Here is a 23,021-nt window from a genome sequence, read left to right on the forward strand (position 1 = left end):
ATGTTTCGAGCGTATATATTATTAGGTTTTACAATATTAATTGCGCAGCTTCATATTTCTGGTAACATTACGAAGTATATCAATATGAAGTATGCTTATTTATCAACAACAGCAGCAATTATTTTAGGTTTCTTAACGATTGTACAAATTATCGTCGTTTTCCAAAAAGAGCACCAAAAGGAAAAAGAAAAAAATGATTGCAGTTGTGACCATAGCCATTGCGGGCATGATCATTCAAAAGATGAGAATACATGGTGGAAAAAAGCATTTTCGTACTCCTTGTTTTGTTTTCCAATTATCTCAGGATTATTTTTCCCGATTGCAACGTTAGATTCAGATATTGTTAAGGCAAAAGGATTTCATTTTCCTGTTGCACAAGCAGAAAGTAAGGATCCATTTATGACAAGACAATTTCTAAGACCTGATACGAGCATTTATTACGGGAAAGAAGGATACCGCGGTGTAATGGAAAAAGGGAAGAAAGAGTTTGTTACGAAAGACAATATTAATTTGAAAGACGAAGACTTCCTAAAGGGTATGGAAACAATTTATAATTATCCTGGCGAGTTTACTGGGAAAAAATTATCTTTTAAAGGGTTTGTTTTTAGAGATGATTCTTCTAAAAAAGAACAATACTTCTTATTCCGTTTCGGTATTATACATTGCGTAGCAGATTCTGGTGTGTATGGTATGTTAGTGAAAAAACCAGAAGGTGTAGAGTGGAATAATGATGACTGGATTCAAGTAGAAGGAGAGATAACTACTGAGTTTTATCAGCCGTTTCATGCGAATATTCCTGTATTAGAAGTAACAAAATGGAATAAAGTTGAACAGCCGAAAGAACAATATGTATTTAGAGGAGCCGATTGATAAAATCGGTTCTTTTTTGTGGACTAAAAGTTCTGAATGTTGTTAATATTAAACGTGTAGTTCATTTCGTATAGTGATTATTGAAATATTAGGGATAAATCATTAAAGGGGTGATAACAATGACAGAAGTAAAAGGAAAAACTGCTAATGAGTCAAGAGTGTTCAAAACGAGCCGAGTATTCCCAACGGATTTAAATGATCATAACACGCTATTTGGTGGAAAGATATTAGCGGAGATGGATATGGTTGCTTCTATTTCAGCATCCAGACATTCAAGAAAGGAATGTGTCACAGCATCTATGGATTGGGTCGATTTCTTACATCCTGTTCGTTCTTCAGATTGTGTTAGTTATGAATCTTTCGTAATTTGGACGGGAAGAACTTCGATGGAAGTATTTGTGAAGGTAGTGGCTGAAGATTTAATTTCAGGTGAGAAGCGTATAGCAGCAACGTCATTCGTTACTTTTGTTGCACTTAGTAAGGAAAATAATCCAATTCCTGTACCGCGTGTTATTCCTGAAACAGAAGAAGAGAAAGAATTACATCGTATTGCTGTCTTACGTGCAGAACAGCGTCATATACGTAAGGCGGAGAGTAAGAAAGTAGCCACATTGTTAACCTTTTGAGATGAATATTTAGCCATTTAAGTTACTATAGCAGGCGGAAATGGTTTTAAAATGAAAAGCGGACACCTAAAAATAGGTGTCCGCTTTTATAGTTTTTTCATCCACATATCATATGACAGTAGCTACTTAGCAGAAGCAAGCAGCACCGACGATGATTAAGAGGATAAATAATACGACTAATAGCGCAAATCCATTACCATGTGCGAAGCCCATTGTTATTTCCTCCTTTTATTTTAAGATACAACATACAATATGCAAATGAGCTATTGTTTGATATGGACATATATCATGTAATGACATATTTTCTTGAATGATAATGTAATAAAAAAGGGAAGATATAGAAATAACAGTAAGTGGAGAAAGGAATTTATCCATGAAGCACTTTTTCGCTATATTTCTTTGTTTAATAGGTGTATTCATTTGGATGAACATCGATGTGGAAATGGGGAAGGAAATGGCTAGTGAATATGAATTAGGACAAGATCGATTAGGTGAATTTCAACTATATACGAACGGTGAAGAGTTATATAGAAAATTATTTGAGGATATAAACGATGCAGAAAAGTATATATATATCCATTTTTATATTGTAGGAAAAGATGAAATAAGCCAAGAATTTTTACAGTTATTAGAGAACAAAGCATCTAGCGGAGTAGAAGTGAAATTGTCAGTCGATCGGATAGGCGGATATAAGCTGAAGAAAAAGGTAATTAGCCGATTAAAGGAAAACGGTGTGAAGTTTACATTTAGTAAAAAACTGAAACTGAAAAATGTGTTCTATTCTTTGCATCAACGGAATCATAGACGTATTGTTACGATAGATGGAAAGGTATCATACGTTGGTGGCTTTAATATCGGAAAGGAGTACCTTGGACAAGATCCGAAGTTTGGGCCATGGCGTGATTATCACGTGCGCATCCATGGTGATGGTGCATCGGATATGGAAAGAAAGTTCGCCGAAGATTGGAAAGAAGATACAGGAGAAAAAATGCCTATACATGAAAGTATACCTACATTAGGGAATGTGAAATATCAATATTTATTTTCAAATGGAAAAGGCTTATGGAAAAAGTATGGGGCACTTTTAAAGAAGGCTAAAAAGTCTTTAATTATCGCTACACCATATTTTGTACCAAGTAAAGAAATGGTGAAAGAGTTAAAAGCTGCATTGAATCGTGGTGTTAACGTAAAAATTCTCGTGCCATTTAAAAGTGATGCCATAATGTTAAAGCAAGCTGCCTATCCATATTTGAAAGATATGTTACATGCTGGAGCGGAGATTTATCAATATCGAAATGGATTTTTTCATGGGAAAGTAACAATCATTGATGGAGAAATTGTTGATATTGGGACAGCGAATTTTGATAATAGAAGTTTTTATTTAAATTGCGAGTCTAACTGTATCATATATGATAAAACAGTTGTTGATGAAGTATGGAGTCGATTACAGGTAGACTTTCATAAATCAAAACGATTTTCTGAAGAAGATTTTGAGAAAATTAGTAGATGGGATTGGTTTTTAGCAAGAATAGCGAATGTTTTAGCATCATATTTATAGAGCATATGGACAAAAGAGAAGGGAGGCGCTTTAATGGACTGTATGAAAGGATTAATGAGATATAGTTATATGCTAATATATGAGGTTGGAGAGTATGCTGGAAAGGTTAGAGACGAAGAATTAAAAAATCTATTACAGCACCATTTACCATATATGTTACAAGCATATAATGAACAAGTAAATTTTCAAGAAGGAGAGAATGTGCAGCATATAACCTGTGAAACAACGGAGTTTGATTTGCATGAAATGGAAAAGGAAACAGTTAGTAAATATACAGGGGACATTCATATTGCAACCTGTTATATTGCGCACTTGAAACGATTAGCTTTAAAGTTTGCTCAAGTTGCAGTGGAAGTTGCTAATCCGGAGTTTCGCTCATTTTTGGAAAATTGTTTCCTGAAAATGAACCGTTATGCTTATAGTGTGTGGCAATATGTTATGAAGAAAGAATATAAGATTACAGATCTATATGAAAATGAAAAGTTTGCATGAGAAACTAAGGCGGAATGGTGTGCGCCTTAGTTTTTTTACGTCCATTGAGAGAAAAAAACTAGTTTTATTGTGTATCAATTGGAAATGAAATATATAAATTAAAATTAGGTTTTGTTATCAGAAAATTTACAAAAATTTACCGTATATTTACTGTTTTTCAATCTCTCCTTTAAAAATAGAGAGTAATATGAGGTTGTACATATTCTATCACAAGGAGGAAACGCAAATGAACAAATGGGTTAAATCATTAACTGCTATGACACTTGCAAGTTCTTTATTAATGGTAGGTTGCAGTAAAGGTGAGGACAAGAAGAAAGAAGACGACACAACAACACAACAAGAGGACAAAAAGGATAAAGAAACAAGTGGAACCGAGAAGTCTACTGATTCTAAAGAAAAGAAATAAAGTAATAATAAAGCTTCCTCTCATATGTGAGGAAGCTTTTTGATTGTAAATTAACTGAGATTATTGAAAAATAGAAAGAGAATGAAAGAGGGGGGAAAACAAATGAAAGTATGTATATTGGGAGCAACAGGGCGAGTAGGTTCAAACATAATAAATTTAGCATTAAAGGATTCAGCTGAAGTGACTGCATTAGCACGTGATTTAAATAGAATAGAAATACATCATGAAAGGTTACGAGTGATAGAAGGTAATGTATTGAATGAAAATGATATAAAGAAAGCGATAGAAGGAAGCAATATAGTAATTAGTGCACTTGGAACGGATCAAAATGGAACATTAGCGAAGAGTATGCCACAAATTATAAAGCAAATGGAAGAAGCAGGGGTTCATAAAATTATTACAATAGGAACAGCCGGTATTTTACAAGCAAGAGCAAATCCAAATTTATATCGTTTCCAATCAACGGAATCCAAAAGGAAAACGACAACAGCAGCAGAAGATCATTTGGCTGCATATAAGGTACTAAGTAATAGTAATAATTTATGTTGGACAGTTGTTTGTCCGACACATTTAATAGATGGTGAGGCGACAGAGGTATATCGAACTGAAAAAGATATATTGCCAGAAGGTGGATCAAAAATTACAGTGGGTGATACGGCACACTTTGCATGGGATCTATGTAAGAAAAACATATATGAAAATAGGCGAGTAGGTATTGCATATTAAAAAACCATCCCGAATTCGGGATGGTTAAAAGATGATATAACATACGAAGATGATAATCATAATGATTTGGAGAATTGCTTTCGCTACTGTACTGCTTAAAAAACCAACTACAGTAGCGACTCCAACTAGAAAGGCATCTTTTGGCGCTTTTTTATGCACTAGTTCTGTTATAAATACTGATAAGAACGGTATGATAATAAGTCCGAATGGTGGGAAGAAAAACGATCCAACAATGATAGAAATCATTCCGACACGTTCGCCCCATTTAGAACTACCGTATTTTTTTAAGAAATATCCATTTGCAATAAAATCAGCAACGAAAATGAAAAGAGTGAAAATGACTTGAATAATCCAAAAAGAAGTTGTTAATTCTCCTCCATTTATACCGAAATGGTAAATCAAATATCCAGCCCAGACAGCTAGTATGCCAGGGATAATTGGATAAATAAAGGCGAGAAATGAAACAATGAAACAGGCAATGATACAAATTGTTAGTAAAACAGTCACTTTATAGCTCCTTTTTAATATCTAGTTTATGTACAGCAACTTTTTTGACTTGATGTCCATCAAGTTCTAATACTTTAAATTGAAAACCAGCGTATTCAATGGAATAGCCAGCTTCAATATTTAAATCAACTGCTTGAGAGAGAATCCACCCTCCGATTGTATCTAAATCACTATCATCAATATGTAGGCCAAACATATCATTTACTTCAGAAATAAGTACCTTTCCATCTACAACAGTAAGCTTAGGTGTACGCTTTTCAATCATAGGTGGTTCATCCGCATCGAATTCATCTTGAATTTCTCCAATGATTTCTTCAAGAATATCTTCCATCGTTAAAAGTCCGGCAGTGCCACCATATTCATCCATAACGATTGCCATCTGAACGCGATTTTTTTGAAGGTGGACTAACGTTTTACGAATTGGAACTGTTTCAAATACAGTTAGAACAGGATGTATATAAGATTCAAGTGGTTTATAAATACCTTTCGTTTGATCATGGAATACTTCTTTCGTATTGATCATCCCAATGATATCATCTTTATCTTTTTCAATGATTGGATAGCGTGTATATTTTTCAGTAGCGACGATATCCATATTTTCTTCTAACGTATTTTCAGTAGATAAGCAAATCATTTCGGTACGAGGAACCATAATTTCTTTCGCAACTCGATCATCAAATTCAAAAATGTTATTTACATATTTATATTCGGTTTGGTTTATTTCACCGCTTTTAAAACTTTCACCTAAAATGAGTCGCAATTCCTCTTCAGAATGAGCAAGTTCATTTTCTTTCGCAGGTTCTAATCCGAGTAGTTTTGTGAAAAATATAGCTGCACTATTTAGTAGCCAAATGAATGGATACATAATTTTATCAAATAAAATAAGCGGTCTTGCAAATTTGAGTGTGATTGCTTCTGCTTTTTGAATTGCGAAAGACTTTGGAACTAACTCACCTAATACAACGTGGAAAAATGTAATAACACTAAAAGCAATAACAAAAGATAAAGTGTTAGCCATTGTTCCAGTAATATTAATTTTTTCAAAGAGCGGTCGTAGTATATGCTCCACAGTCGGTTCACCAAGCCAACCAAGCCCTAAAGAAGTGATCGTAATTCCGAGTTGACAAGCTGATAAATAAACATCTAAATTAGATAGGACACTTCTTGCAGCTAAAGCTGGTTTATTACCTTCATTTGCAAGTTGGTCAATTCGACTTTTACGTACTTTTACAACAGCGAATTCTGATGCGACGAAAAAGCCAGAAATAAGAATAAGTACAAAGATGAGAAAAATATTTAATATGTCCAAGTGTGTTCTCTATTCCAAGGTTTGGAATAAAGATGTCACCTCCTGCAATTATGTTATACTTTTATAATAAATCCAAATGAAAAGAATAGTCAAAGGAAAAGGGTAAATATTGGTATGTTTCTGTAATAGTTTTTGAATTTGCTGTTATTTTGTCCGCTATACAAAAGGAATAACCCCCTACTTTTAGATTATAGAGGGTAATTTCAAATTAAGGTTTTGGAACACTTCTTGTTAAAGTGTATGACTGTTGCTTGGAGTAGTTTGTGGTCCATAGTGTTTGAAGAAAAGAAAGTATGCTATATGGGATATAGAGTAGTAATAAGCCGATTGTAACAATTATGGGTGAATTTCCGCCAAATTGAACGATAAATTGCAACAGTCCATTTGCATGAAAAACGCATTCCATAAAAACGAATGAAAGAATAATGGAACCTAAAATTGATTTATGATTCGAAGTAAGTGCTAAAAACAATGTATCTACAAGAAAAGAATCATGTTTTATTTCATATTCATTTGTGTTTTTTAAGAAAGGAAGCCATTTTTTTACTGCTTGCATAACGATAATCATGGAAGTACTACATATGATGATAAAAGATGAGTAGTAAGGAAGGCTTATAAATTGTGCGACGTATAGAAGTAGTAATAAGACTGAACATTGTAATACTACAGTGCAAAAAGAGTAAGGAATCCAATTCAATAGGGTAGTAAACTTTTTAAAGGAGTTAGGTAATTTGAAAAATAAATGGCCGATACCCAAACTTATGAAAAATCCGATCGCAAGGGTAAAAGTAAAACGAACAATCGATATAAAATATATTTCCCATATGTAAGGGAATAATGGTGTTGAATGATTAGAAGTATGTACCATTTGGTTTGCTGAGAAAAAGATAGATTCATGCATCCAATCAACCTTTGGAATTGATAAAGAAGAAAGCTGTGCGAAGTTTTGAAAAATGCTAATAAAGCCATTTTGATAAGAGTAATTGTGTGTAATAAAAAGAGCTGGAATTGGACTTATGGCAAAAATAACAATAACACCAATTATTAATTTGTATATATGTGAGCGTAATAAGGACATATAACCACCTACTCTTGGAATATTCAGAAAATTCTTATTCTTATTTTAGCCGTTTTTGGAGCAAGTTACAATATATTTTTCTTTACGTATCGGTACATGGATAGTTTTAAATTCTTTTTAGAAATCTATTTTATGTGTGGAATATAAAGCAGAAACGGGTATGTAACAGTACAAATACAAAAAGCGTGAACAGTTTTGCGTTTTCACACTTTTTGTATGGAATGAAGAGAAATGTAGGGAAGTGTCGAAAGGATTAAATAGATTTTTTTAATTTGAAAGTGATACCATATAATTAAACGGTGTTTAAATCTTTGTTTAACTAATGAATTCTAGAGGGGGGGATATAAATTGGAGGGAAATGAAAACGTATCAACGAAAGAAAAGATTTTAAATACAACATTGGAATTAATTAAAAAAGAAGGTTTTGAAAGGGTAACGATAAGAAAAATTGCAGCATTGTCAGATGTAAATATTGCGCTTGTAAATTACCATTTTGGTTCAAAAGAAAAGTTGATTAGTGAGACGATTAGAGTCTTATTAATTAGCTTTCAAGGCACTTTTTCTATTTTAGATAATATTACAGTGCCAGCAAAAGAAAGATTAAAAATATTTTTATTGGATTATGTACTAGTAATTCGGCAATATCCGGAGTTAGTTAGGAAGATTATTGCAATGGGAACTACGGTATTTACATCTCAATACGAATATGGGGATTTTTTGAAGAGGCTAGGTTTTAGTAAAGTGAAGAATATTTTGAGCGAAATAACAAATGAAACGGATCAGGAAATTTTAATGATGATGACAGTACAAATATTTGGATCCATTTTTCTTCCCACATTAATGATGCCAATTCTCGAATCAGGGGCAGATATAAAAGTACCATCTGTAGAAAAACAGATTGATTTCCTATTTGAACGCTATTTTTATAAAAATTGAGATAGTGGGTGATAGAGGTGGCTAGTTTCTTTAGAAAGCATTGGTGTGATATAGGGTTAGTTGTCGCTGTTGTTGTCGTTGTTTGTTTAGTCGCGAATTTGGGAGAAATGAGTGAAATAAAAGTACTGTTATGGTTAAGTTTTGTGGCCATTTTAGTGCATCAATTTGAAGAGTATCGTTGGCCAGGTTATTTTGCTGGTCTGTTTAATGTAGTTATATTTAAAAGTGATATAGCAGATCGCTATCCATTAAATACGCAATCTGCTATGGTAATAAATATTTTGATTGCGTATGTTTTTTATTTACTCCCGGTTTTCTTTCAAAATATAATATGGCTTGGGTTGGCACCTATTTTAATGGGATTTTTTCAATTCATATGGCATGGTATTTTTGCGAATATAAAAGCTAAAACCATATATAATCCGGGATTAGGTGCGGTTGTATTACTACATGTTCCAATTGGTTATGTATATATGAGATATATTCTTTTACACAATCTGGCTACAAATTTGGATTGGTTATTTGGGGTGATCTACTTTCTAATAGCTACCTATTTTTTAATTATAAAAGGAAATATGTTAATGAAAAGTAAGGAGACAAATTATTACTTTTCTAAAAAACAATTAGGTCCGTACAATGATACGTTGAAGTGATTCAGAATTCAGAGAGAGGGTTTTGGATGCGGAAGAAAGTGCAAGTGAAGGATTCATGAATAAATTATGACAAGAAAATGAATAATTTTCAGAAAAATAAAATAAATTATTTATTTTTTTCTGAAAATATAATATAGTTATGGCACAGAAAGTATTTTAATATAAGGAGGCTTTTTATGAGGATTAAAGGGAATTACGTGCCAAAAAGGGAAGTTTTACTGTGCTCAAGTTCGATTACGATAGGGGAGGCGTTAGAGCATTTAAATAAAACGGGGTATCGTTGTGTACCAGTTTTAGATGAAAAAAAAGAGAAATTTTTAGGGAATATATATAAAGTAGATATTTTAGAATATAAAGGATCGCTTGATGAGAGTGTAATACATTTATTAAACGATAAAGAAGGATTTGTGAGAGAAGATTCATCTTTCTTTAAAGTATTTTTTACAATAAAAAAATTGCCATATTTATCAGTAGTTGACGAAAAAGGGGTTTTCCTTGGAATTTTAACGCATAAAAAAGTTTTTGAGTTATTAGAGGATGCATGGGGCGTTCACTCTAGTAAATACTCTGTCATGATTGGAACGCAAGACTATAATGGCGCAATCCAAAAGTTATCGACAGTTTTAAAGAAATACACTGGTATTCAAAGTTTGATGACTTTTGATAATGATGCCTTATTAGTTCGTAGAATTATGTTTACATTAGGAGAAGAGTTTAACGACGGTGAATTAGAGACATTATTGAAAGATTTAGAAGATCACGGATTTAGAGTTGTGTATGTGGAAGAGATGAAAAATCCACGTGAAGTTGAAACGATAGAGTAACATACAAAAGCCATCTAATTATCTTGGATGGCTTTTGTTATGTTACGTGTATAAAATTATTTGAAAATAACGATAGGATAATAGGTGAGATTATAACAATATTTGTGTAAGAGAATAAAAAATGTAGATAATTTTGATTTTCAAAAAAATCAATTTGAAAATATGTTTTTATTTTGCAACTAAATATGTTACTATATGTGTGATAAAAACAAAGAGGTCTGACAACTACACTCCACGTAATAACACTCTAATGATTTAAAAATTCAAAAAAATCAAAATTCAAAATAACAATTATATTAATGATTAGAGTAAAAATAAGGGGAATGGAGAAATTATGGAGAAAGACACTGCTTTGTAAGGGGCATATTTTATCATCTTGAGCAGAGAGGAGGATGCATAGCATATTGTAAAATATAGAGATAAACAATGGAAAAGTGCTATGCAAATGAAGAGCATGAAGGGACGTTTAAGGCCAGGTGATACGGTAGCAATTGGTTTAATGCTATTTGCATTATTTTTAGGAGCAGGAAATTTAATTTTCCCGCCAGTTTTAGGTCAACAAGCAGGAGAGAATGTTTGGATTGCTACAATAGGATTCCTTGTAACGGGAGTCGGATTACCCCTACTAGCTGTAACAGCTGTCGCGTTTGTAGAGGGGGACTTGAAAGCGCTGTCTTCTAGAGTCCACCCTATATTTGCGTTTATTTTCCCATTGATTAGTTATTTAGCAATTGGACCATTTTTCGCGATTCCGCGTACTGGAGCTGTTTCGTTTGAAATGGGTATGAAGCCGTTTTTATCAGAGGCAATGGTTTCAGAGTGGTACATGCTATTTCTTTTCACGATAGTTTTCTTCGGAATAACGTGGTATTTATCATTAAATCCATCTAAATTAGTGGATTGGTTCGGAAAGTTTCTTACGCCACTATTGGTATTAATTGTCGCTGTTATTGTCGGAAAGGCAATTATTGATCCAATTGGAGAGCCGGCTGCGCCGTTAGCTGCTTACAAAGAAAATGCTTTCTTTGGTGGATTTATTCAAGGATATTTAACGATGGATGCAATTAGCGCCCTCGTATTCGGAATTGTCGTTGTACAAGTTATCCGCTCTAAAGGGATAAAAGAGAGTAGTCAAATTGCAAAAATAACAGTAGTATCAGGTATTATTGCTGTACTTGGTTTAACGTTAATCTATTTATCACTTGCTTATCTTGGTTCAACAAGTACATTACTTGGTGTCTCAGAAAACGGTGGTCTTATTTTAACGAATGTTGTAAATGAGCTATATGGGACGAGTGGTAAAATTTTATTAGGGCTTGTTATTATACTCGCTTGTTTAACAACTTCTGTTGGGTTAACATCTGCGTGTGCGGGTTTCTTTACAAACTTATTCCCAAAACTTTCGCATAAAACGATTGTAACAATGGTATGTGTATTTAGTTTGATTGTATCTAACCTAGGTTTAACACAATTAATCGCAGTAACATTACCTGTGTTAATGATCATTTATCCAGTTGCAATTGTATTAATCGTACTTTCGTATTTCCATAAGTGGATTGGGAAGCGTAATACAATTTATATTGGAGCTATTTTAGGTGCATTGTTAATTAGTTTCTTTAACGGTTTAGAAAGTGCGAATATTAAAATTGACGCGATTTCTAATGTACTACAAATGTTACCGTTATATAACGAAGGAATCGGATGGTTAATTCCATCATGTATTGGCGGGATTCTCGGTTTCTTCTTCTATAAATCAAATGAATCAAGTGAATTCCAAAAGAAAGGTGCTTAGGCACCTTTCTTTTTTTGAAGGGGATTTTTGTATTTTGTCTAAGTAATAATTGGGAGGAATGATAAAATGGCTAATTTTGAAGATTTTTTAAATTTGGATTTGAGAATTGGAACTGTAATACATGCTGAGGAATTTAAAGAAGCGAGAGTACCAGCGATTAAACTAGAAATTGATTTTGGAGAAATTGGGATAAAGCAATCAAGTGCTCAAATTACGAAAAGGTATAGTCCAGAAGATTTAGTCGGTCAACAAATCGTTGCGGTTGTAAACTTTCCACCGAAGCGTGTAGCTGGATTCAAATCAGAAGTGCTTGTGCTTGGCGGCGTTCCTGAAGCTGATGATGTTGTGTTGCTTCAGCCTAATATGGAATTACCAAATGGAACAAAAATTAGCTAGGGTGAAGGTAGGGGCTAATATGGATATCGGACGAGAATATTTACAATGTGCGATTTCGAACTTTAAAGCAACAAAGAAGCAAGGGGAACGGGCACTTTCTCAATTATCATACGAACAAATACAATGGTCTTCTCATGAAGAAACAAATAGTATAGCGATTATTATAAAGCATCTGCACGGTAATATGCGTTCTAGATGGACGGATTTTTTAACATCTGATGGTGAAAAAGTTGATCGTGACCGAGATGGTGAATTTGAAGGAGGCTATTCTTCAAAGGAGGAAGCCCTTGCAGCGTGGCAAGAAGGATGGGAATACGTTTTTAATACGATGAATACGATATTGCCGGAACATCTATTGAAGACGGTATACATTCGTGGTGAAGCTCATACGGTCCTGCAAGCAATTGAAAGGCAAATTTCTCATTATGCATTGCATATTGGACAGATTATTTACATCGGTAAAATGTTAAAAGAAAATGAGTGGCTATGTTTAAGCATTCCTAAAGGACAGTCAACTCGTTATGTAGAGAAAAAACGTTCAACATAATAATATGAAAGAAATCGATATAAAATAGGAAGCAAAAAAATAAGCCAAATGATAGATGGCTCCGTAAGCATAAGAATGCTACCAACAATAAGGCCGTATATAATAAGAAAGAAACAAAAAAGTGTATTCATAGGGATAAAACGTGGGATGAAAAGTTGTTCCTTCTTAAAACAACTGTTGTGAAATAAATAAAAATGGAAGTACCGTGTAGTGGTAATAAGGTCTTTCTTTCGTGTAATTCTTTTTCTACATGTATGACAAATGAACGGTGGTTGCATTTCGTTACGCTCCATTTTTTATTTTCATAATAATGTGAGACAAAAGTAGGTACAAAGTGTATGTTCCTATATACGCACCTGAAATAAGGAAAAATGGATTCAGTAAAATTCCATGAATGCTCGTCATAAAAACTAAATCATGTATTAAAACATCGTATATATTAATGGAAATAATTGTACCGAGTACATACAGTGCCAAGTACGCAGAAATATGTAGCACAATAGAGACTTTTGGATGCTTAGCGGACAAATAAAAAATGAATGATAGAGCGATTGGTAATATTCCTATTAATAGTTTCAATTCATTTCACCTCGTTAACAATATAGCCGAAATTTTAACGGTCTATTCTCTAGGGCTTGTACATAACTTGAAATAGAGAGGTGATAGTATGAATCGGGGCTTTTTTTTTATGAAGTTTACAAGCATGCGTAAGTTAGTTTTATTTGTTATTACTACAGTGCTAGCGACTTTTTTTCTTATTAGTATGATGGTAACCTCTATGAAAGAGACGAAGTCAACGTATTTATATAATTGGTTAAATGAGTTATCGATGAATGGTTACATGTATGTACTTGGAAAAGAGAATCATTATTTTACACAGGAGTATCGAAATTTGAATCAAGATTTTTCAATTTCTTCTTTTCTCTTTTCTATGGCTACAAATATTCGCTTTAATGATGTACGCAGTTTTGTCGGGAAAGAGCTCCCTGGGTTTGGTAAGTACGATACAGAAATTGTTATTGCGGGTGAGGGTACAAATTATTCTAACTTACCGATAGAGTCGAGTGTCCCTCTTGAAGAAGTAGTGAAGGAACGGACCAGTGGAACTGGACAAGCACCTAAACAAGATACGAATAAAGAGAAAAAACAGCCGTCCCAAACGACCGGGAAAAGACAAGTTGCGTTTATTTATCATACACATAGCTGGGAATCCTATTTACCTTTACTTAACTTAACGAATGACCCGAATCCGAATAAAGCAACGAGTTCTGTATCGAATATTTCTATATTAGGAGACCGTTTCCGTGAACAACTAGAAGGGGAAGGGATTGGAGCTACTAACGATAAGAGTGATGTTGGTCAAAAGTTAATAAGTAAAGGTTTAAACAGTAATAGTTCGTATAAGATGTCTCGAGAAATTGTGCAGCAAGCTATGGCTGGAAATAAAGATCTTCAATACTTTTTTGATTTGCATCGTGATAGTGCCCGAAAGAATGTAACGACAAAAACAATTGGAGATAAATCATATGCAAAGCTTGCATTTGTAGTAGGGAAAGGAAATAAAAACTATGAAAAAAACTTACAATTAGCGACAGCTTTACATGAGGCAATTAATAAGAAATATCCAGGAGTGAGTCGTGGGGTCATTCAAAAAGGGTTCCAGACAGGAAATGGAATCTATAATCAGGACCTATCAGGACAAGCGATATTAATAGAAGTTGGCGGTGTAGATAATACAGAGGAAGAATTGAATCGATCAATTGATGCACTTGCTAAAGCATTTGGTGAATATTTTTGGCAGGCAGAAAAAGTGAATGGATAAAGTGAAATTTAAATTGGTGAGAGACCTCACTTGATGAGGATGAGTTCACAGTATTTTTGAAAAAACGTAAGTGTAATGCTTGCGTTTTTTCTTTGTAATGATGAGACGTCACAGAATAGACATAATTTGTCGTTGTTATAGTAATATCGAAATTTGTCAATTTATAGTAGGAGATTTACAAAGGGATTTTCGGGAAAGTAGAGAAAATCTTTTTATAAGGAAAACTTTTTATTATGAAACTGGTAGGGTGATTGAAGTGATTAGGGAGATCGAAATAGAAGATGCATCATCATTTTTGCAATTAAGTAAGCAATTAGATGAAGAAACGAAGTTTATGTTATATGAACCAGGAGAAAGAAAAACTACAGCTGAGCAACAAGAAAAAATGATCCATCGATTTATAGAAAATGAATATGCAACAATATTTGTAGCAGTTGAAGATGAGAGGATAGTAGGTTTTATATTAGTGAATGGAAATAACATTCAAAGAAAGAGGCATGTGGCGACCATTGTAATTGGTATTTTGCAAGAGTATAACGGGCGAGGTATTGGGACGAGATTGTTTAAAGAGGTTGAGAAGTGGGCAAAATTACATGATGTATGGCGTTTAGAATTAACAGTAATGGCCCACAATACAAGAGCTCAGGCACTATATAAAAAAGCTGGATTTGAGAAAGAAGGTGTCAAAAAAGCTGCTCTTATTATCGATGGAAAGGGCATCGATGAGTATGAAATGGCCAAATTATTAAAATAAGAGGTCGTTATATGAAAAAAAGATGGGCACTACTTGGTATTGTAGCTGCAATAATTATTATTGGAGTAGCAGGAATCAATTATAAAATGTATAAGGATAAGCAGGCGTGGGAAGTAAGTGTAAATAGCATATTTCCGAAAGCGAAAGAAACGATTGCTAATATGGATGGGGATATTGCGGTAATTAATAATCCGAATTCAATGCTTGTACTTGTAAATAAAAGTAGGCGTTTACCCGATGGGTATAGACCGCCAGATTTAGTTATTCCGAAAGTGCGCTACTCTAGTGAAGGTGATCAAGAAAAGAAAAAGATGAGAAAAGAGGCAGCGAGGGCGCTTGAGGATATGTTTCACCAGGCTGACAACGAGCGTATTTTTCTTTTTGCAGTTTCTGGATTTAGATCTTTTGATCGACAAAAAGCATTAAATACGATGTATAAAAAACAAGACGGGGAAGCAAAAACAGCAATGTCTAGCGCGGTTCCTGGCACAAGTGAGCATCAAACTGGACTAGCTATGGATATTACGTCTCAATCTGCTAAATTTCAGTTAGAGACAGTTTTTGGGGAAACGAAAGAAGGTCAGTGGCTTTCTGAAAATGCTCATAAATTTGGTTTTGTGGTTCGATACACAAAAGCGAAAGAAACGATTACGGGCTATCGGTATGAACCATGGCACGTAAGGTATGTGGGAAATCCACAAGCTACATATTTGTATGATAATCAACTGACGCTTGAAGAAGTAACAGAGTGAACAATTGAGGGGAGAGACGTACAATGACGATGTTATATAAGAAAAAAGTACATGCATATATTACAAGAGAAAAAGAGGGGGTTATGCAATTACTTGTTTTTAAACATCGTGATATACATGAAGCTGGTATTCAAGTGCCAGGGGGAACGGTTGATGAAGGTGAAACGTTAGAAGCGGCTATATTGCGTGAAGTACAGGAAGAATCCGGATTGCGTCATTTATGCATAGAGCGTTTTTTAGCAGATTACATTATACATATGAAAGAAAAACAGGAGTATGAAAAACGCCACTTTTTCCATGTAACTTTACTAACAGATGTAAAGGATACTTGGGAACATATTGTAAGTGCTGGTGAGGAAGATAAAGGATTAGTATTTTGCTACGAATGGGTTGATATTGCAAAGTGCCCTGAATTAGCTGGGAAACAAGGTGAGTTTTTACATTTGTTCGATGAAGTATACGCACAGTAATGTAAGAGTCTGAAGCGAAGGTTAATCCGTTTCAGACTATTTTTATTTTTCGGGAAATTAAAGGTGTTTAAATAAGGAAATTGAATTTCTTTAAAGGGATATTAATTTAGGATGTGTTGAGGTGAAAAAATGAAAAAGTAAGGGTTATATGCTAAAAAAGTTCATATAAGGGAGAATATAAATGGAAATTCAGTTTAATCCAATTTTAAAAAAGGAATTAACAATTCAAGATATTCAAAATGAAATGGAATCTGGAAAGCTAACTTCAAAAGAGCTAGTGATGTATTATCTCTATAGAATCGCAAAGTATGATCAAGACGGGCCGAAAATCAATTCAATTTTAGAAATCAATCCAGATGCTATTTTTATTGCAGAAGCGTTAGATTATGAAAGAAAGACAAAAGGTGTAAGGGGACCATTGCATGGAATACCTGTTTTGCTTAAGGATAATATTGAAACGAATGACTCCATGCATACAAGTGCAGGTACAATAGCTCTAGAACAAAATATAAGCAGTGAAGATGCATTTCTCGTTACTAAACTGCGAGAAGCAGGGGCAGTGATAATAGGAAAAACGAATATGACAGAATTAGCAAATGCAATGTCTTTTGAAATGTGGGCTGGATATAGTGCAAGAGGTGGTCAAACAATCAATCCATACGGAACGGGTAAGGATGGTATGTTTGTTGGGGGCTCAAGTACAGGCTCTGCGATAGCAGTTGCTTCTAACTTTACAGTAGTATCTGTTGGGACAGAAACCGATGCTTCTATTTTGAGCCCCGCTGTTCAAAATTCTGTAGTAGGTATTAAACCGACTGTCGGTTTAATTAGTCGTAGAGGAATTATTCCATTTACTTATTCGCAAGATACAGCTGGACCATTTGCTAGAACGGTAACCGATGCTGCTATTTTGCTAGGGAGTTTAACTGGAGTGGATGAGAAAGATGTAGTTACTCGAAAAAGTGAAGATAGGGCATATCGGGATTATACATTTTATCTTGATGCAAATGGTTTAAATGGAGCGAAGATTGGTGTGTTTAACGATGCACCAAAAGATTATTACGAAAATGGTGAGTATGATGAAATCTTGTTTAAGGAAACGATCCAAGTATTACGTAATGAAGGAGCGACAGTAGTAGAAAATATTGATATTCCTTCTTTTCATAGAGAATGGAGCTGGGGAGTTCCGCTTTATGAGCTGAAGCATAGTTTAGATAACTATCTTTCTAAATTACCTTCTACTATTCCGGTACATTCTATTTCGGAGTTAATGGAGTTTAATAAAAACATAGCAGAAAGAGCATTAAAATATGGACAAATTAAGTTAGAGGGAAGAAAAGATTTTCCTAATACGTTACGAAATCCAGAATATTTAAATGCGAGATTAGAAGATATATATTTTTCTCAAGAACAAGGCATTGATTTTGCATTGGAAAAATATAATCTTGATGCGATACTGTTTCCTTCCTATATAGGTTCTACTATATGTGCGAAAGCGGGTTATCCGTCTATAGCAATACCAGCAGGGTATATGGAAAGCGGGAGACCTTTTGGAATTACGATTGCAAGTACTGCCTTTAGTGAAGGGATATTAATTAAGCTAGCTTACGCTTTTGAACAGGCGACAAAACATAGAAAAATCCCGAACTTGTCATGAACAGAATAAACAAAAAGGACAGGGAATTCCTGTCCTTTTTGCTGTGTTGACTACAGTGATAGATTATTCTACTCTGGTTTATAATATTTTAATAAACTGAAAGATAAACAAGCGGAACATAAAATAAGAATAGAAGCGATTATATAAATTGTACGGACACCGAACATATCAGTAATAATGCCAACGCTAAGCATAGAAAGACCAGAAGCTGTTGAAAGAAGGGCGCCATGTGCTGTATACATTTTTGATAATAAAGAAGGGGCGACACTTGATTGTAAAACTGTCGTTTGAGAAATATCTCTAATTTGATAACATGGTCCCATTAGAACACATAGAAAAAGCGCAATAAATCCGCTGCTCGTCATACCATATAAAAATGTAAGAATGCTAAACATAAGAGAGCCAATCGACATGGATTGTATTAAATTGTTTTGAATATAGGAACTCATTTTCCATGCTAATAGACCACCGATTAACGTACCAACATAATAACTTGTATTAATATGTCCCCACCATTCTTCGCTTTTATGAAGAATAGACGTAACATATGCCATTGTAATAGCACCAATCCATATTGTCCCTGCGAAAGTTTCAATTAAGTCCATATATGTAACGGTACGGAGAGAAGGATTTTGAAATAAGAGTTTCCAACCTTCCGATAAAGCAGTACTTTTTGAAGAGGGAGGGTCTGCTATTCGTTCAGTATGTATGGTATGTAATGAAAAGTGTAATGCAATGCATCCAAAAATCATCAACATGTTATTAATCATGAGTGTAGATGTAGCACCAATGAGAAGAACGATAACACTCGTAAATGAATAAGCGGCGGCTTGCGCAATTTGTGTTGAAAAGGAAAAGATACTATTTACTTTTACTAATTTTTCTTTTGGTGTAAGGCGCGGAAGAATGCTGTATAGTAATGGAGCACTCCATCCACTACATAATGAAATGAAAAAAATAAAAGTTAATAGAGCTATAATGTTTGTGGATAAGACCGGAAATAAAATCATTAATAATAGTAAAAAGACTGTTTTTAGCCATTGTAGCGTATATAACAACGTATAAGGTGGAAAACGATTTACTATAAGAGGTGCAGAGATGTTAGCAATTAGATTTGTGATAACTTGTAATAGTGGAAAAAGAGCAGTAATAGTAGCTGATTTAGTTGCTATATAAATATGAGTTGTAATCATCATTACATATACGATGTCAGCAAGAGTAATGCATATTTTGGAACCTAAGTAGTAAGTTAGTGACTGGTTTTTCAATAAGAATACCACCTCTAAAAAATAGTATTTAGTAATTAGAATAATTGTAGTTTAAAAATTAAAATTTTTAAAGAATTTCATTTTTTGTCACTTTTTGAAAGGAATTTTCATGTATAATGAAGAATATATTGATATAGTATTATATTAATAATCATTGTAACAGTGAATATGTACAATAGCTTGTAGCAAACGCCCAAGTATAAGAAAGGGCGGATAAACCATTCTTTTCTTCATATACATATAGAAAATGAGAAAGAAAGTGAGGGTTGCATATGGCTGCTTGGGTAATTTGGTTTATAATAGCTGGTATTTTATTTATCGCAGAAATGTTGTCGATTACATTTTACATGCTTTGGCTTGGAATTGGAGCTGTTGTCGGAGGTCTTATTGCTTTGTTTGCTCCTGATGCACTACTGTTACAAGTTACTGTTGGTGCAATTGTAAGTTTAACTTTGACATTCTTTACGAAAAGAATTTCAAAAAACTTTCGAGAAGCAAAAGGTTTTACTGATACAGTAGATATGCTTGTTGGTAAAAAAGGGATTGTTATGCAAGCGATTACAAATGAAGCGAATGGGATTGTAAAGGTGGATGGAGATACTTGGACAGCTATTGCAGATTCTTCAATTGATGCTGGAGAAAAAGTCGTTGTTATAAAGAGGCATAGTACTATATTACAAGTGAAAAAGGAGAGTGAATAAATATGGTAGCATTAACGTTAACGATTATATTCGCACTAATTGTAGTTACATTTATCGCATTAACAATTAAAATTATTCCTCAGCAAAAAGTTGGGGTTGTTGAAAGATTTGGTAAGTTTCAACGTATCATGCACCCTGGGTTAAATATTTTAATACCAATTGTAGATCGTGTCCGTGTATATCATGACTTACGTATTCAACAAACGAATGTACCACCGCAAAAGGTAATTACGAAAGATAATGTTCAAGTAGAAATTGATACAATTATTTTCTATCAAATTGTTGAACCAGAACTTGCGACATATGGTATTTCAAACTATGAATATGGTGTTCGTAATATTACTTCAGCAACGATGCGTCAAATCATCGGTAAAATGGAACTAGATGAAACGTTATCTGGTCGTGAAAAAATTTCAACAGAAATCCGCTTAGCGCTTGATGAAGCAACAGAAAAATGGGGCGTACGTATTGAACGTGTCGAAGTTGTTGATATTAACCCGCCAAAAGATGTGCAAGCATCAATGGAAAAACAAATGAAGGCTGAGCGTAATAAACGTGCGATTATTTTAGAAGCTGAAGCAGCAAAACAAGATAAAGTTCTTCGCGCTGAAGGGGAAAAGCAAAGTAAAATCTTGATGGCTGAAGGGGATAAAGAAGCGCGTATTCGCGAAGCTGAAGGTTTAAAAGAAGCGAAAGAATTAGAAGCGCAAGGGGAAGCAAGAGCAATTGAAGAAATCGCAAAAGCAGAACAAAACCGTATTGAATTGCTTCGTGAAGCGAATATAGATGAACGTATACTTGCTTATAAATCATTCGAATCATTAGAAGAAGTTGCAAAAGGACCAGCAAATAAAGTCTTTATTCCGTCTAATGCAATTGAAACACTTGGTACTCTTGGGGCAATTGGAGAAATATTTAAAGAAAAACAAGCGAAGAAACTACCTTCAAATGATACAGGAAAAGAACAATAAAAGTGAGGAAGAGAAATGGGATACCATTTCTCTTTTTTTGTGCGTATATTCCGAAAAGCTTGTACATATCCATGTATAAAGAAGGTGATGCAGTGAAAAAGTATGCAACTCGAATACATGGGAAGAAACTGATTTCGTTACTCCTTTTATATGCGCTAATAGTAATTATGATAGCGTCGATTCTGACGTCACTTTTACATACAATGAAATCGAATTATGCAAATCAATGGTTTGGAAAAGTATCGATGCAAGGTTTTGTTCAAATGATAGAAAGTGAGAATCGCTATTATGGATTTGATTATTTTAAGCAGAATAAACGAGAGTCAGTTGGGAATTTAATGTTCTCTATTGCGACAGATTTGAAGATTAAAGATTTAAGAACATTTGTCGGTAAAGAAGTACCTGGTATGTCAAAGTATTATTCTAACATTATCGTAGCTGGGGAAGGGACAAACTTGACGAATATCCCAAATGAATCTAGTGTACCGATTGAAGAAGTAACGAAAGAGCGGAAAGTAGCAAAAGATAAAGTTACAGAAGCGGAAAAGAATAATCCGGTTCAGAAAAAGAACGGAGCGAAAAAAGGTGAGAGTGCAGTATATATTTATCATACACATAGCTGGGAATCCTTCTTTCCATTATTACCAGGGGCAACTGATCCATCTAGCCCAGATGTAAATGTGTCCTTACTAGGAAAACGTATGAAGGAACAACTTGAGGGGCAAGGAATTCCAGTAATTCACGATAAAACGAATATGGGTGATTTATTAGCGAGTAAAAAGTGGGTATGGTATCAGTCATATAAAGCGTCTCATGAATATGTAAAAGAAGCATTAGCACAAAATAATAAAATTGCGTTTCCAATTGATATACATCGTGATGACCAGCGTAAGAAAGTAACAACAAAAGTAATTAACGGGAAATCGTATGCAAGATTATATTTTATAATTGGGATGGAAAATGAAAGGCGTGCTGAAAATGAAAAAATTGCAAGAGCAATCAATAGTTATTTAGATGAAAACTACTACGGATTAAGTAGAGGGATTTTTCCAAAGTATAAAAAAGATGGAAATGGCGTTTATAACCAAGATTTATCGAAAAATGCGATGTTAATTGAAGTTGGTGGTGTTGATAATACGTTAGATGAATTATATAACACAATTGATGTGTTAACAGAAGCGTTTAGTAAATATTATTGGAATGATGCGGAAAAAGTGAATGGATGAGGGACGGGAGACCGTTCCTTTTTTATTTTGAAATCTTAAAATGTGATATAATGGAATTTTATGAATGTTAAATAAAGGGAGAGAGAAACATGCAAATACTACTAATACGCCACGGAGAATCAGAAGCTGATATTTTACATGTGCATGAAGGCCGAGCTGATTTTGAGTTAACTGAAAAAGGGAGACAACAAGTACAAAAACTTGTACAGAAAGTGAAAAAAGATTTTGCACCAGATTTCATTTGGGCAAGCACATTAAAACGCGCTCGTGAAACGGGTGAAACATTAGCAGAAGTAATTGGTTGTCCAATTCAATTAGAAGAGGAATTAATGGAGTTTAATAATGGAATACAAGCTGGCTTATCATTTGAAGAAGCAAAGAAATATCCAGAACCAAAGTTTCTTCATGACCGTTTTGAAAACGGAGAGTCATTTATTGAGTTTCGAATGAGAATAGAAGGGATTTTTTCTAAAATTGTGACAGAGAATACATATGATCGAATTGCGATTGTTGCCCATGGAGGCGTAATTAATAGTCTATTACGTGCATTTTTCAATATGCCAATTTCAATGGACTACTATTTCAAAATGGGAGATACGGGAATAAGTTTAATTGAAATTGAGGGTGAACAAAAAACGGTGCATTTCATTAATGATACGAATCATTTGGACGGGATGTAA

28 protein-coding genes are annotated in these 23,021 nt (G+C 34.1%); 21 read left to right on the top strand and 7 right to left on the bottom strand.

The features are described from left to right. Together MHI26_RS10255 and MHI26_RS10260 are read left to right on the top strand one after the other, a co-directional pair. On the top strand, nt 1-870 hold the full coding sequence (locus MHI26_RS10255; protein ID WP_000488059.1) for a TIGR03943 family putative permease subunit: 870 nt from the start codon (nt 1-3) through the stop codon (nt 868-870). Nucleotides 871-989: 119 nt separating this feature from the next. Beyond that, on the top strand, nt 990-1,496 hold the full coding sequence (locus tag MHI26_RS10260; protein WP_000141163.1) for an acyl-CoA thioesterase: 507 nt from the start codon (nt 990-992) through the stop codon (nt 1,494-1,496). A 126-nt stretch (nt 1,497-1,622) separates the two neighbouring features. On the opposite strand, the gene MHI26_RS10265 is transcribed toward MHI26_RS10260, so the two are convergent. Next, nucleotides 1,623-1,709 (bottom strand): YjcZ family sporulation protein, encoded by an 87-nt coding sequence (locus tag MHI26_RS10265; RefSeq protein WP_000505094.1) that lies wholly within the window; start codon nt 1,707-1,709, stop codon nt 1,623-1,625. A gap of 160 nt (nt 1,710-1,869) precedes the next feature. Between MHI26_RS10265 and cls the strand changes: the two genes are divergently transcribed. The 4 genes from cls (at nt 1,870) to MHI26_RS10285 (ending at nt 4,678) form a co-directional block, all read left to right on the top strand. Beyond that, complete coding sequence (cls, locus tag MHI26_RS10270; protein ID WP_000680091.1) at nt 1,870-3,054, top strand: cardiolipin synthase; 1,185 nt, start codon at nt 1,870-1,872, stop codon at nt 3,052-3,054. 33 nt (nt 3,055-3,087) lie between these two features. Then, nucleotides 3,088-3,546 carry a spore coat protein gene (locus tag MHI26_RS10275; protein WP_061667477.1) on the top strand — a complete coding sequence of 153 codons (459 nt, stop codon included), beginning with the start codon at nt 3,088-3,090 and terminating at the stop codon, nt 3,544-3,546. Nucleotides 3,547-3,772: 226 nt separating this feature from the next. Further along, a complete protein-coding gene (locus tag MHI26_RS10280; RefSeq protein WP_001045970.1) occupies nt 3,773-3,952 on the top strand; it encodes a hypothetical protein in 180 nt (59 codons plus the stop codon). Nucleotides 3,953-4,054: 102 nt separating this feature from the next. Beyond that, nucleotides 4,055-4,678 (top strand): NAD(P)-dependent oxidoreductase, encoded by a 624-nt coding sequence (locus MHI26_RS10285; RefSeq protein ID WP_000861640.1) that lies wholly within the window; start codon nt 4,055-4,057, stop codon nt 4,676-4,678. A gap of 24 nt (nt 4,679-4,702) precedes the next feature. Here the strand turns inward: MHI26_RS10285 and MHI26_RS10290 are convergent, their stop codons facing one another. From MHI26_RS10290 to MHI26_RS10300, 3 genes are all read right to left on the bottom strand, one after another. Then, nucleotides 4,703-5,185 (bottom strand): DUF456 domain-containing protein, encoded by a 483-nt coding sequence (locus MHI26_RS10290; RefSeq protein ID WP_000217335.1) that lies wholly within the window; start codon nt 5,183-5,185, stop codon nt 4,703-4,705. 1 nt (nt 5,186) lies between these two features. Further along, entirely contained in the window at nt 5,187-6,494 is a 1,308-nt protein-coding gene (locus tag MHI26_RS10295) for a hemolysin family protein (protein ID WP_061667478.1), read from the bottom strand. Nucleotides 6,495-6,702: 208 nt separating this feature from the next. Next, nucleotides 6,703-7,572 carry a hypothetical protein gene (locus MHI26_RS10300; protein ID WP_061667479.1) on the bottom strand — a complete coding sequence of 290 codons (870 nt, stop codon included), beginning with the start codon at nt 7,570-7,572 and terminating at the stop codon, nt 6,703-6,705. A 348-nt stretch (nt 7,573-7,920) separates the two neighbouring features. On the opposite strand from MHI26_RS10300, the gene MHI26_RS10305 reads away from it, so the two are divergent. From MHI26_RS10305 to MHI26_RS10330, 6 genes are all read left to right on the top strand, one after another. Next, the gene (locus tag MHI26_RS10305) at nt 7,921-8,508 is read left to right on the top strand and encodes a TetR/AcrR family transcriptional regulator (RefSeq protein ID WP_000398853.1); all 588 of its coding nucleotides are present in this window, start codon (nt 7,921-7,923) and stop codon (nt 8,506-8,508) included. Nucleotides 8,509-8,516: 8 nt separating this feature from the next. Beyond that, entirely contained in the window at nt 8,517-9,161 is a 645-nt protein-coding gene (locus MHI26_RS10310) for an HXXEE domain-containing protein (RefSeq protein ID WP_061667480.1), read from the top strand. Nucleotides 9,162-9,337: 176 nt separating this feature from the next. Next, nucleotides 9,338-9,985 carry a cyclic di-AMP binding protein CbpA gene (cbpA, locus tag MHI26_RS10315; protein ID WP_001220520.1) on the top strand — a complete coding sequence of 216 codons (648 nt, stop codon included), beginning with the start codon at nt 9,338-9,340 and terminating at the stop codon, nt 9,983-9,985. A gap of 454 nt (nt 9,986-10,439) precedes the next feature. After that, nucleotides 10,440-11,777 (top strand): branched-chain amino acid transport system II carrier protein BrnQ4, encoded by a 1,338-nt coding sequence (gene brnQ4 / locus MHI26_RS10320; protein WP_445290634.1) that lies wholly within the window; start codon nt 10,440-10,442, stop codon nt 11,775-11,777. Between the two features lie 66 nt (nt 11,778-11,843). Continuing rightward, a complete protein-coding gene (gene csaA / locus MHI26_RS10325) occupies nt 11,844-12,173 on the top strand; it encodes a chaperone CsaA (RefSeq protein ID WP_001263020.1) in 330 nt (109 codons plus the stop codon). After that, complete coding sequence (locus MHI26_RS10330) at nt 12,154-12,720, top strand: DUF1572 domain-containing protein (protein ID WP_000435832.1); 567 nt, start codon at nt 12,154-12,156, stop codon at nt 12,718-12,720. The genes csaA and MHI26_RS10330 overlap by 20 nt, the downstream gene beginning before the upstream one ends. On the opposite strand, the gene MHI26_RS10335 is transcribed toward MHI26_RS10330, so the two are convergent. Further along, nucleotides 12,693-12,998 carry a permease gene (locus MHI26_RS10335; RefSeq protein ID WP_116365573.1) on the bottom strand — a complete coding sequence of 102 codons (306 nt, stop codon included), beginning with the start codon at nt 12,996-12,998 and terminating at the stop codon, nt 12,693-12,695. The two genes, MHI26_RS10330 and MHI26_RS10335, sit on opposite strands and share 28 nt — an antisense overlap. Before the next feature lie 4 nt (nt 12,999-13,002). Continuing rightward, nucleotides 13,003-13,299, bottom strand: a complete 297-nt coding sequence (locus MHI26_RS10340; RefSeq protein ID WP_061667481.1) for a hypothetical protein — start codon at nt 13,297-13,299, stop codon at nt 13,003-13,005. Between the two features lie 88 nt (nt 13,300-13,387). Here MHI26_RS10340 and spoIIP (MHI26_RS10345) point away from each other — a divergent pair, with 88 nt between their 5' ends. The 5 genes from spoIIP (MHI26_RS10345) (at nt 13,388) to MHI26_RS10365 (ending at nt 18,175) form a co-directional block, all read left to right on the top strand. Beyond that, on the top strand, nt 13,388-14,542 hold the full coding sequence (gene spoIIP / locus MHI26_RS10345) for a stage II sporulation protein P (RefSeq protein WP_001079283.1): 1,155 nt from the start codon (nt 13,388-13,390) through the stop codon (nt 14,540-14,542). 256 nt (nt 14,543-14,798) lie between these two features. Continuing rightward, entirely contained in the window at nt 14,799-15,296 is a 498-nt protein-coding gene (locus tag MHI26_RS10350) for a GNAT family N-acetyltransferase (protein WP_000617576.1), read from the top strand. 11 nt (nt 15,297-15,307) lie between these two features. Further along, the gene (locus MHI26_RS10355) at nt 15,308-16,048 is read left to right on the top strand and encodes a M15 family metallopeptidase (RefSeq protein WP_061667483.1); all 741 of its coding nucleotides are present in this window, start codon (nt 15,308-15,310) and stop codon (nt 16,046-16,048) included. A gap of 23 nt (nt 16,049-16,071) precedes the next feature. Then, entirely contained in the window at nt 16,072-16,518 is a 447-nt protein-coding gene (locus MHI26_RS10360) for an NUDIX hydrolase (RefSeq protein WP_061667484.1), read from the top strand. A gap of 181 nt (nt 16,519-16,699) precedes the next feature. Beyond that, the gene (locus tag MHI26_RS10365) at nt 16,700-18,175 is read left to right on the top strand and encodes an amidase family protein (protein WP_061667486.1); all 1,476 of its coding nucleotides are present in this window, start codon (nt 16,700-16,702) and stop codon (nt 18,173-18,175) included. A 68-nt stretch (nt 18,176-18,243) separates the two neighbouring features. Here MHI26_RS10365 and MHI26_RS10370 read toward each other — a convergent pair whose 3' ends face one another. Next, entirely contained in the window at nt 18,244-19,443 is a 1,200-nt protein-coding gene (locus tag MHI26_RS10370; RefSeq protein ID WP_061667488.1) for an MFS transporter, read from the bottom strand. Nucleotides 19,444-19,715: 272 nt separating this feature from the next. Here MHI26_RS10370 and MHI26_RS10375 point away from each other — a divergent pair, with 272 nt between their 5' ends. The 4 genes from MHI26_RS10375 to MHI26_RS10390 all read left to right on the top strand — a co-directional run bounded on the left by MHI26_RS10375 (nt 19,716) and on the right by MHI26_RS10390 (nt 23,021). Beyond that, on the top strand, nt 19,716-20,144 hold the full coding sequence (locus MHI26_RS10375) for an NfeD family protein (RefSeq protein ID WP_000741974.1): 429 nt from the start codon (nt 19,716-19,718) through the stop codon (nt 20,142-20,144). A 2-nt stretch (nt 20,145-20,146) separates the two neighbouring features. Then, the gene (locus MHI26_RS10380; protein WP_000226256.1) at nt 20,147-21,115 is read left to right on the top strand and encodes an SPFH domain-containing protein; all 969 of its coding nucleotides are present in this window, start codon (nt 20,147-20,149) and stop codon (nt 21,113-21,115) included. A 20-nt stretch (nt 21,116-21,135) separates the two neighbouring features. Then, nucleotides 21,136-22,341 (top strand): stage II sporulation protein P, encoded by a 1,206-nt coding sequence (gene spoIIP / locus MHI26_RS10385; RefSeq protein ID WP_374058747.1) that lies wholly within the window; start codon nt 21,136-21,138, stop codon nt 22,339-22,341. Nucleotides 22,342-22,430: 89 nt separating this feature from the next. Continuing rightward, nucleotides 22,431-23,021: a histidine phosphatase family protein gene (locus MHI26_RS10390; protein WP_001166447.1), complete on the top strand. Its 591-nt coding sequence runs from the start codon at nt 22,431-22,433 to the stop codon at nt 23,019-23,021.

It is taken from the genome of Bacillus sp. FSL K6-1218 (assembly GCF_038006445.1).
GTDB lineage: Bacteria > Bacillota > Bacilli > Bacillales > Bacillaceae_G > Bacillus_A > Bacillus_A thuringiensis_S.

Bases quoted from the DNA above. Each gene is read 5' to 3' on its own strand.
- MHI26_RS10255 (WP_000488059.1), top strand. From the start codon at position 1: ATGTTTCGAGCGTATATATTATTAGGTTTTACAATATTAATTGCGCAG.
- MHI26_RS10260 (WP_000141163.1), top strand. From the start codon at position 990: ATGACAGAAGTAAAAGGAAAAACTGCTAATGAGTCAAGAGTGTTCAAA.
- MHI26_RS10265 (WP_000505094.1), bottom strand. From the start codon at position 1,709: ATGGGCTTCGCACATGGTAATGGATTTGCGCTATTAGTCGTATTATTT.
- cls (WP_000680091.1), top strand. From the start codon at position 1,870: ATGAAGCACTTTTTCGCTATATTTCTTTGTTTAATAGGTGTATTCATT.
- MHI26_RS10275 (WP_061667477.1), top strand. From the start codon at position 3,088: ATGGACTGTATGAAAGGATTAATGAGATATAGTTATATGCTAATATAT.
- MHI26_RS10280 (WP_001045970.1), top strand. From the start codon at position 3,773: ATGAACAAATGGGTTAAATCATTAACTGCTATGACACTTGCAAGTTCT.
- MHI26_RS10285 (WP_000861640.1), top strand. From the start codon at position 4,055: ATGAAAGTATGTATATTGGGAGCAACAGGGCGAGTAGGTTCAAACATA.
- MHI26_RS10300 (WP_061667479.1), bottom strand. From the start codon at position 7,572: ATGTCCTTATTACGCTCACATATATACAAATTAATAATTGGTGTTATT.
- cbpA (WP_001220520.1), top strand. From the start codon at position 9,338: ATGAGGATTAAAGGGAATTACGTGCCAAAAAGGGAAGTTTTACTGTGC.
- brnQ4 (WP_445290634.1), top strand. From the start codon at position 10,440: ATGAAGGGACGTTTAAGGCCAGGTGATACGGTAGCAATTGGTTTAATG.
- csaA (WP_001263020.1), top strand. From the start codon at position 11,844: ATGGCTAATTTTGAAGATTTTTTAAATTTGGATTTGAGAATTGGAACT.
- MHI26_RS10330 (WP_000435832.1), top strand. From the start codon at position 12,154: ATGGAACAAAAATTAGCTAGGGTGAAGGTAGGGGCTAATATGGATATC.
- MHI26_RS10335 (WP_116365573.1), bottom strand. From the start codon at position 12,998: ATGCAACCACCGTTCATTTGTCATACATGTAGAAAAAGAATTACACGA.
- spoIIP (WP_001079283.1), top strand. From the start codon at position 13,388: ATGAATCGGGGCTTTTTTTTTATGAAGTTTACAAGCATGCGTAAGTTA.
- MHI26_RS10355 (WP_061667483.1), top strand. From the start codon at position 15,308: ATGAAAAAAAGATGGGCACTACTTGGTATTGTAGCTGCAATAATTATT.
- MHI26_RS10360 (WP_061667484.1), top strand. From the start codon at position 16,072: ATGACGATGTTATATAAGAAAAAAGTACATGCATATATTACAAGAGAA.
- MHI26_RS10365 (WP_061667486.1), top strand. From the start codon at position 16,700: ATGGAAATTCAGTTTAATCCAATTTTAAAAAAGGAATTAACAATTCAA.
- MHI26_RS10375 (WP_000741974.1), top strand. From the start codon at position 19,716: ATGGCTGCTTGGGTAATTTGGTTTATAATAGCTGGTATTTTATTTATC.
- MHI26_RS10380 (WP_000226256.1), top strand. From the start codon at position 20,147: ATGGTAGCATTAACGTTAACGATTATATTCGCACTAATTGTAGTTACA.
- MHI26_RS10390 (WP_001166447.1), top strand. From the start codon at position 22,431: ATGCAAATACTACTAATACGCCACGGAGAATCAGAAGCTGATATTTTA.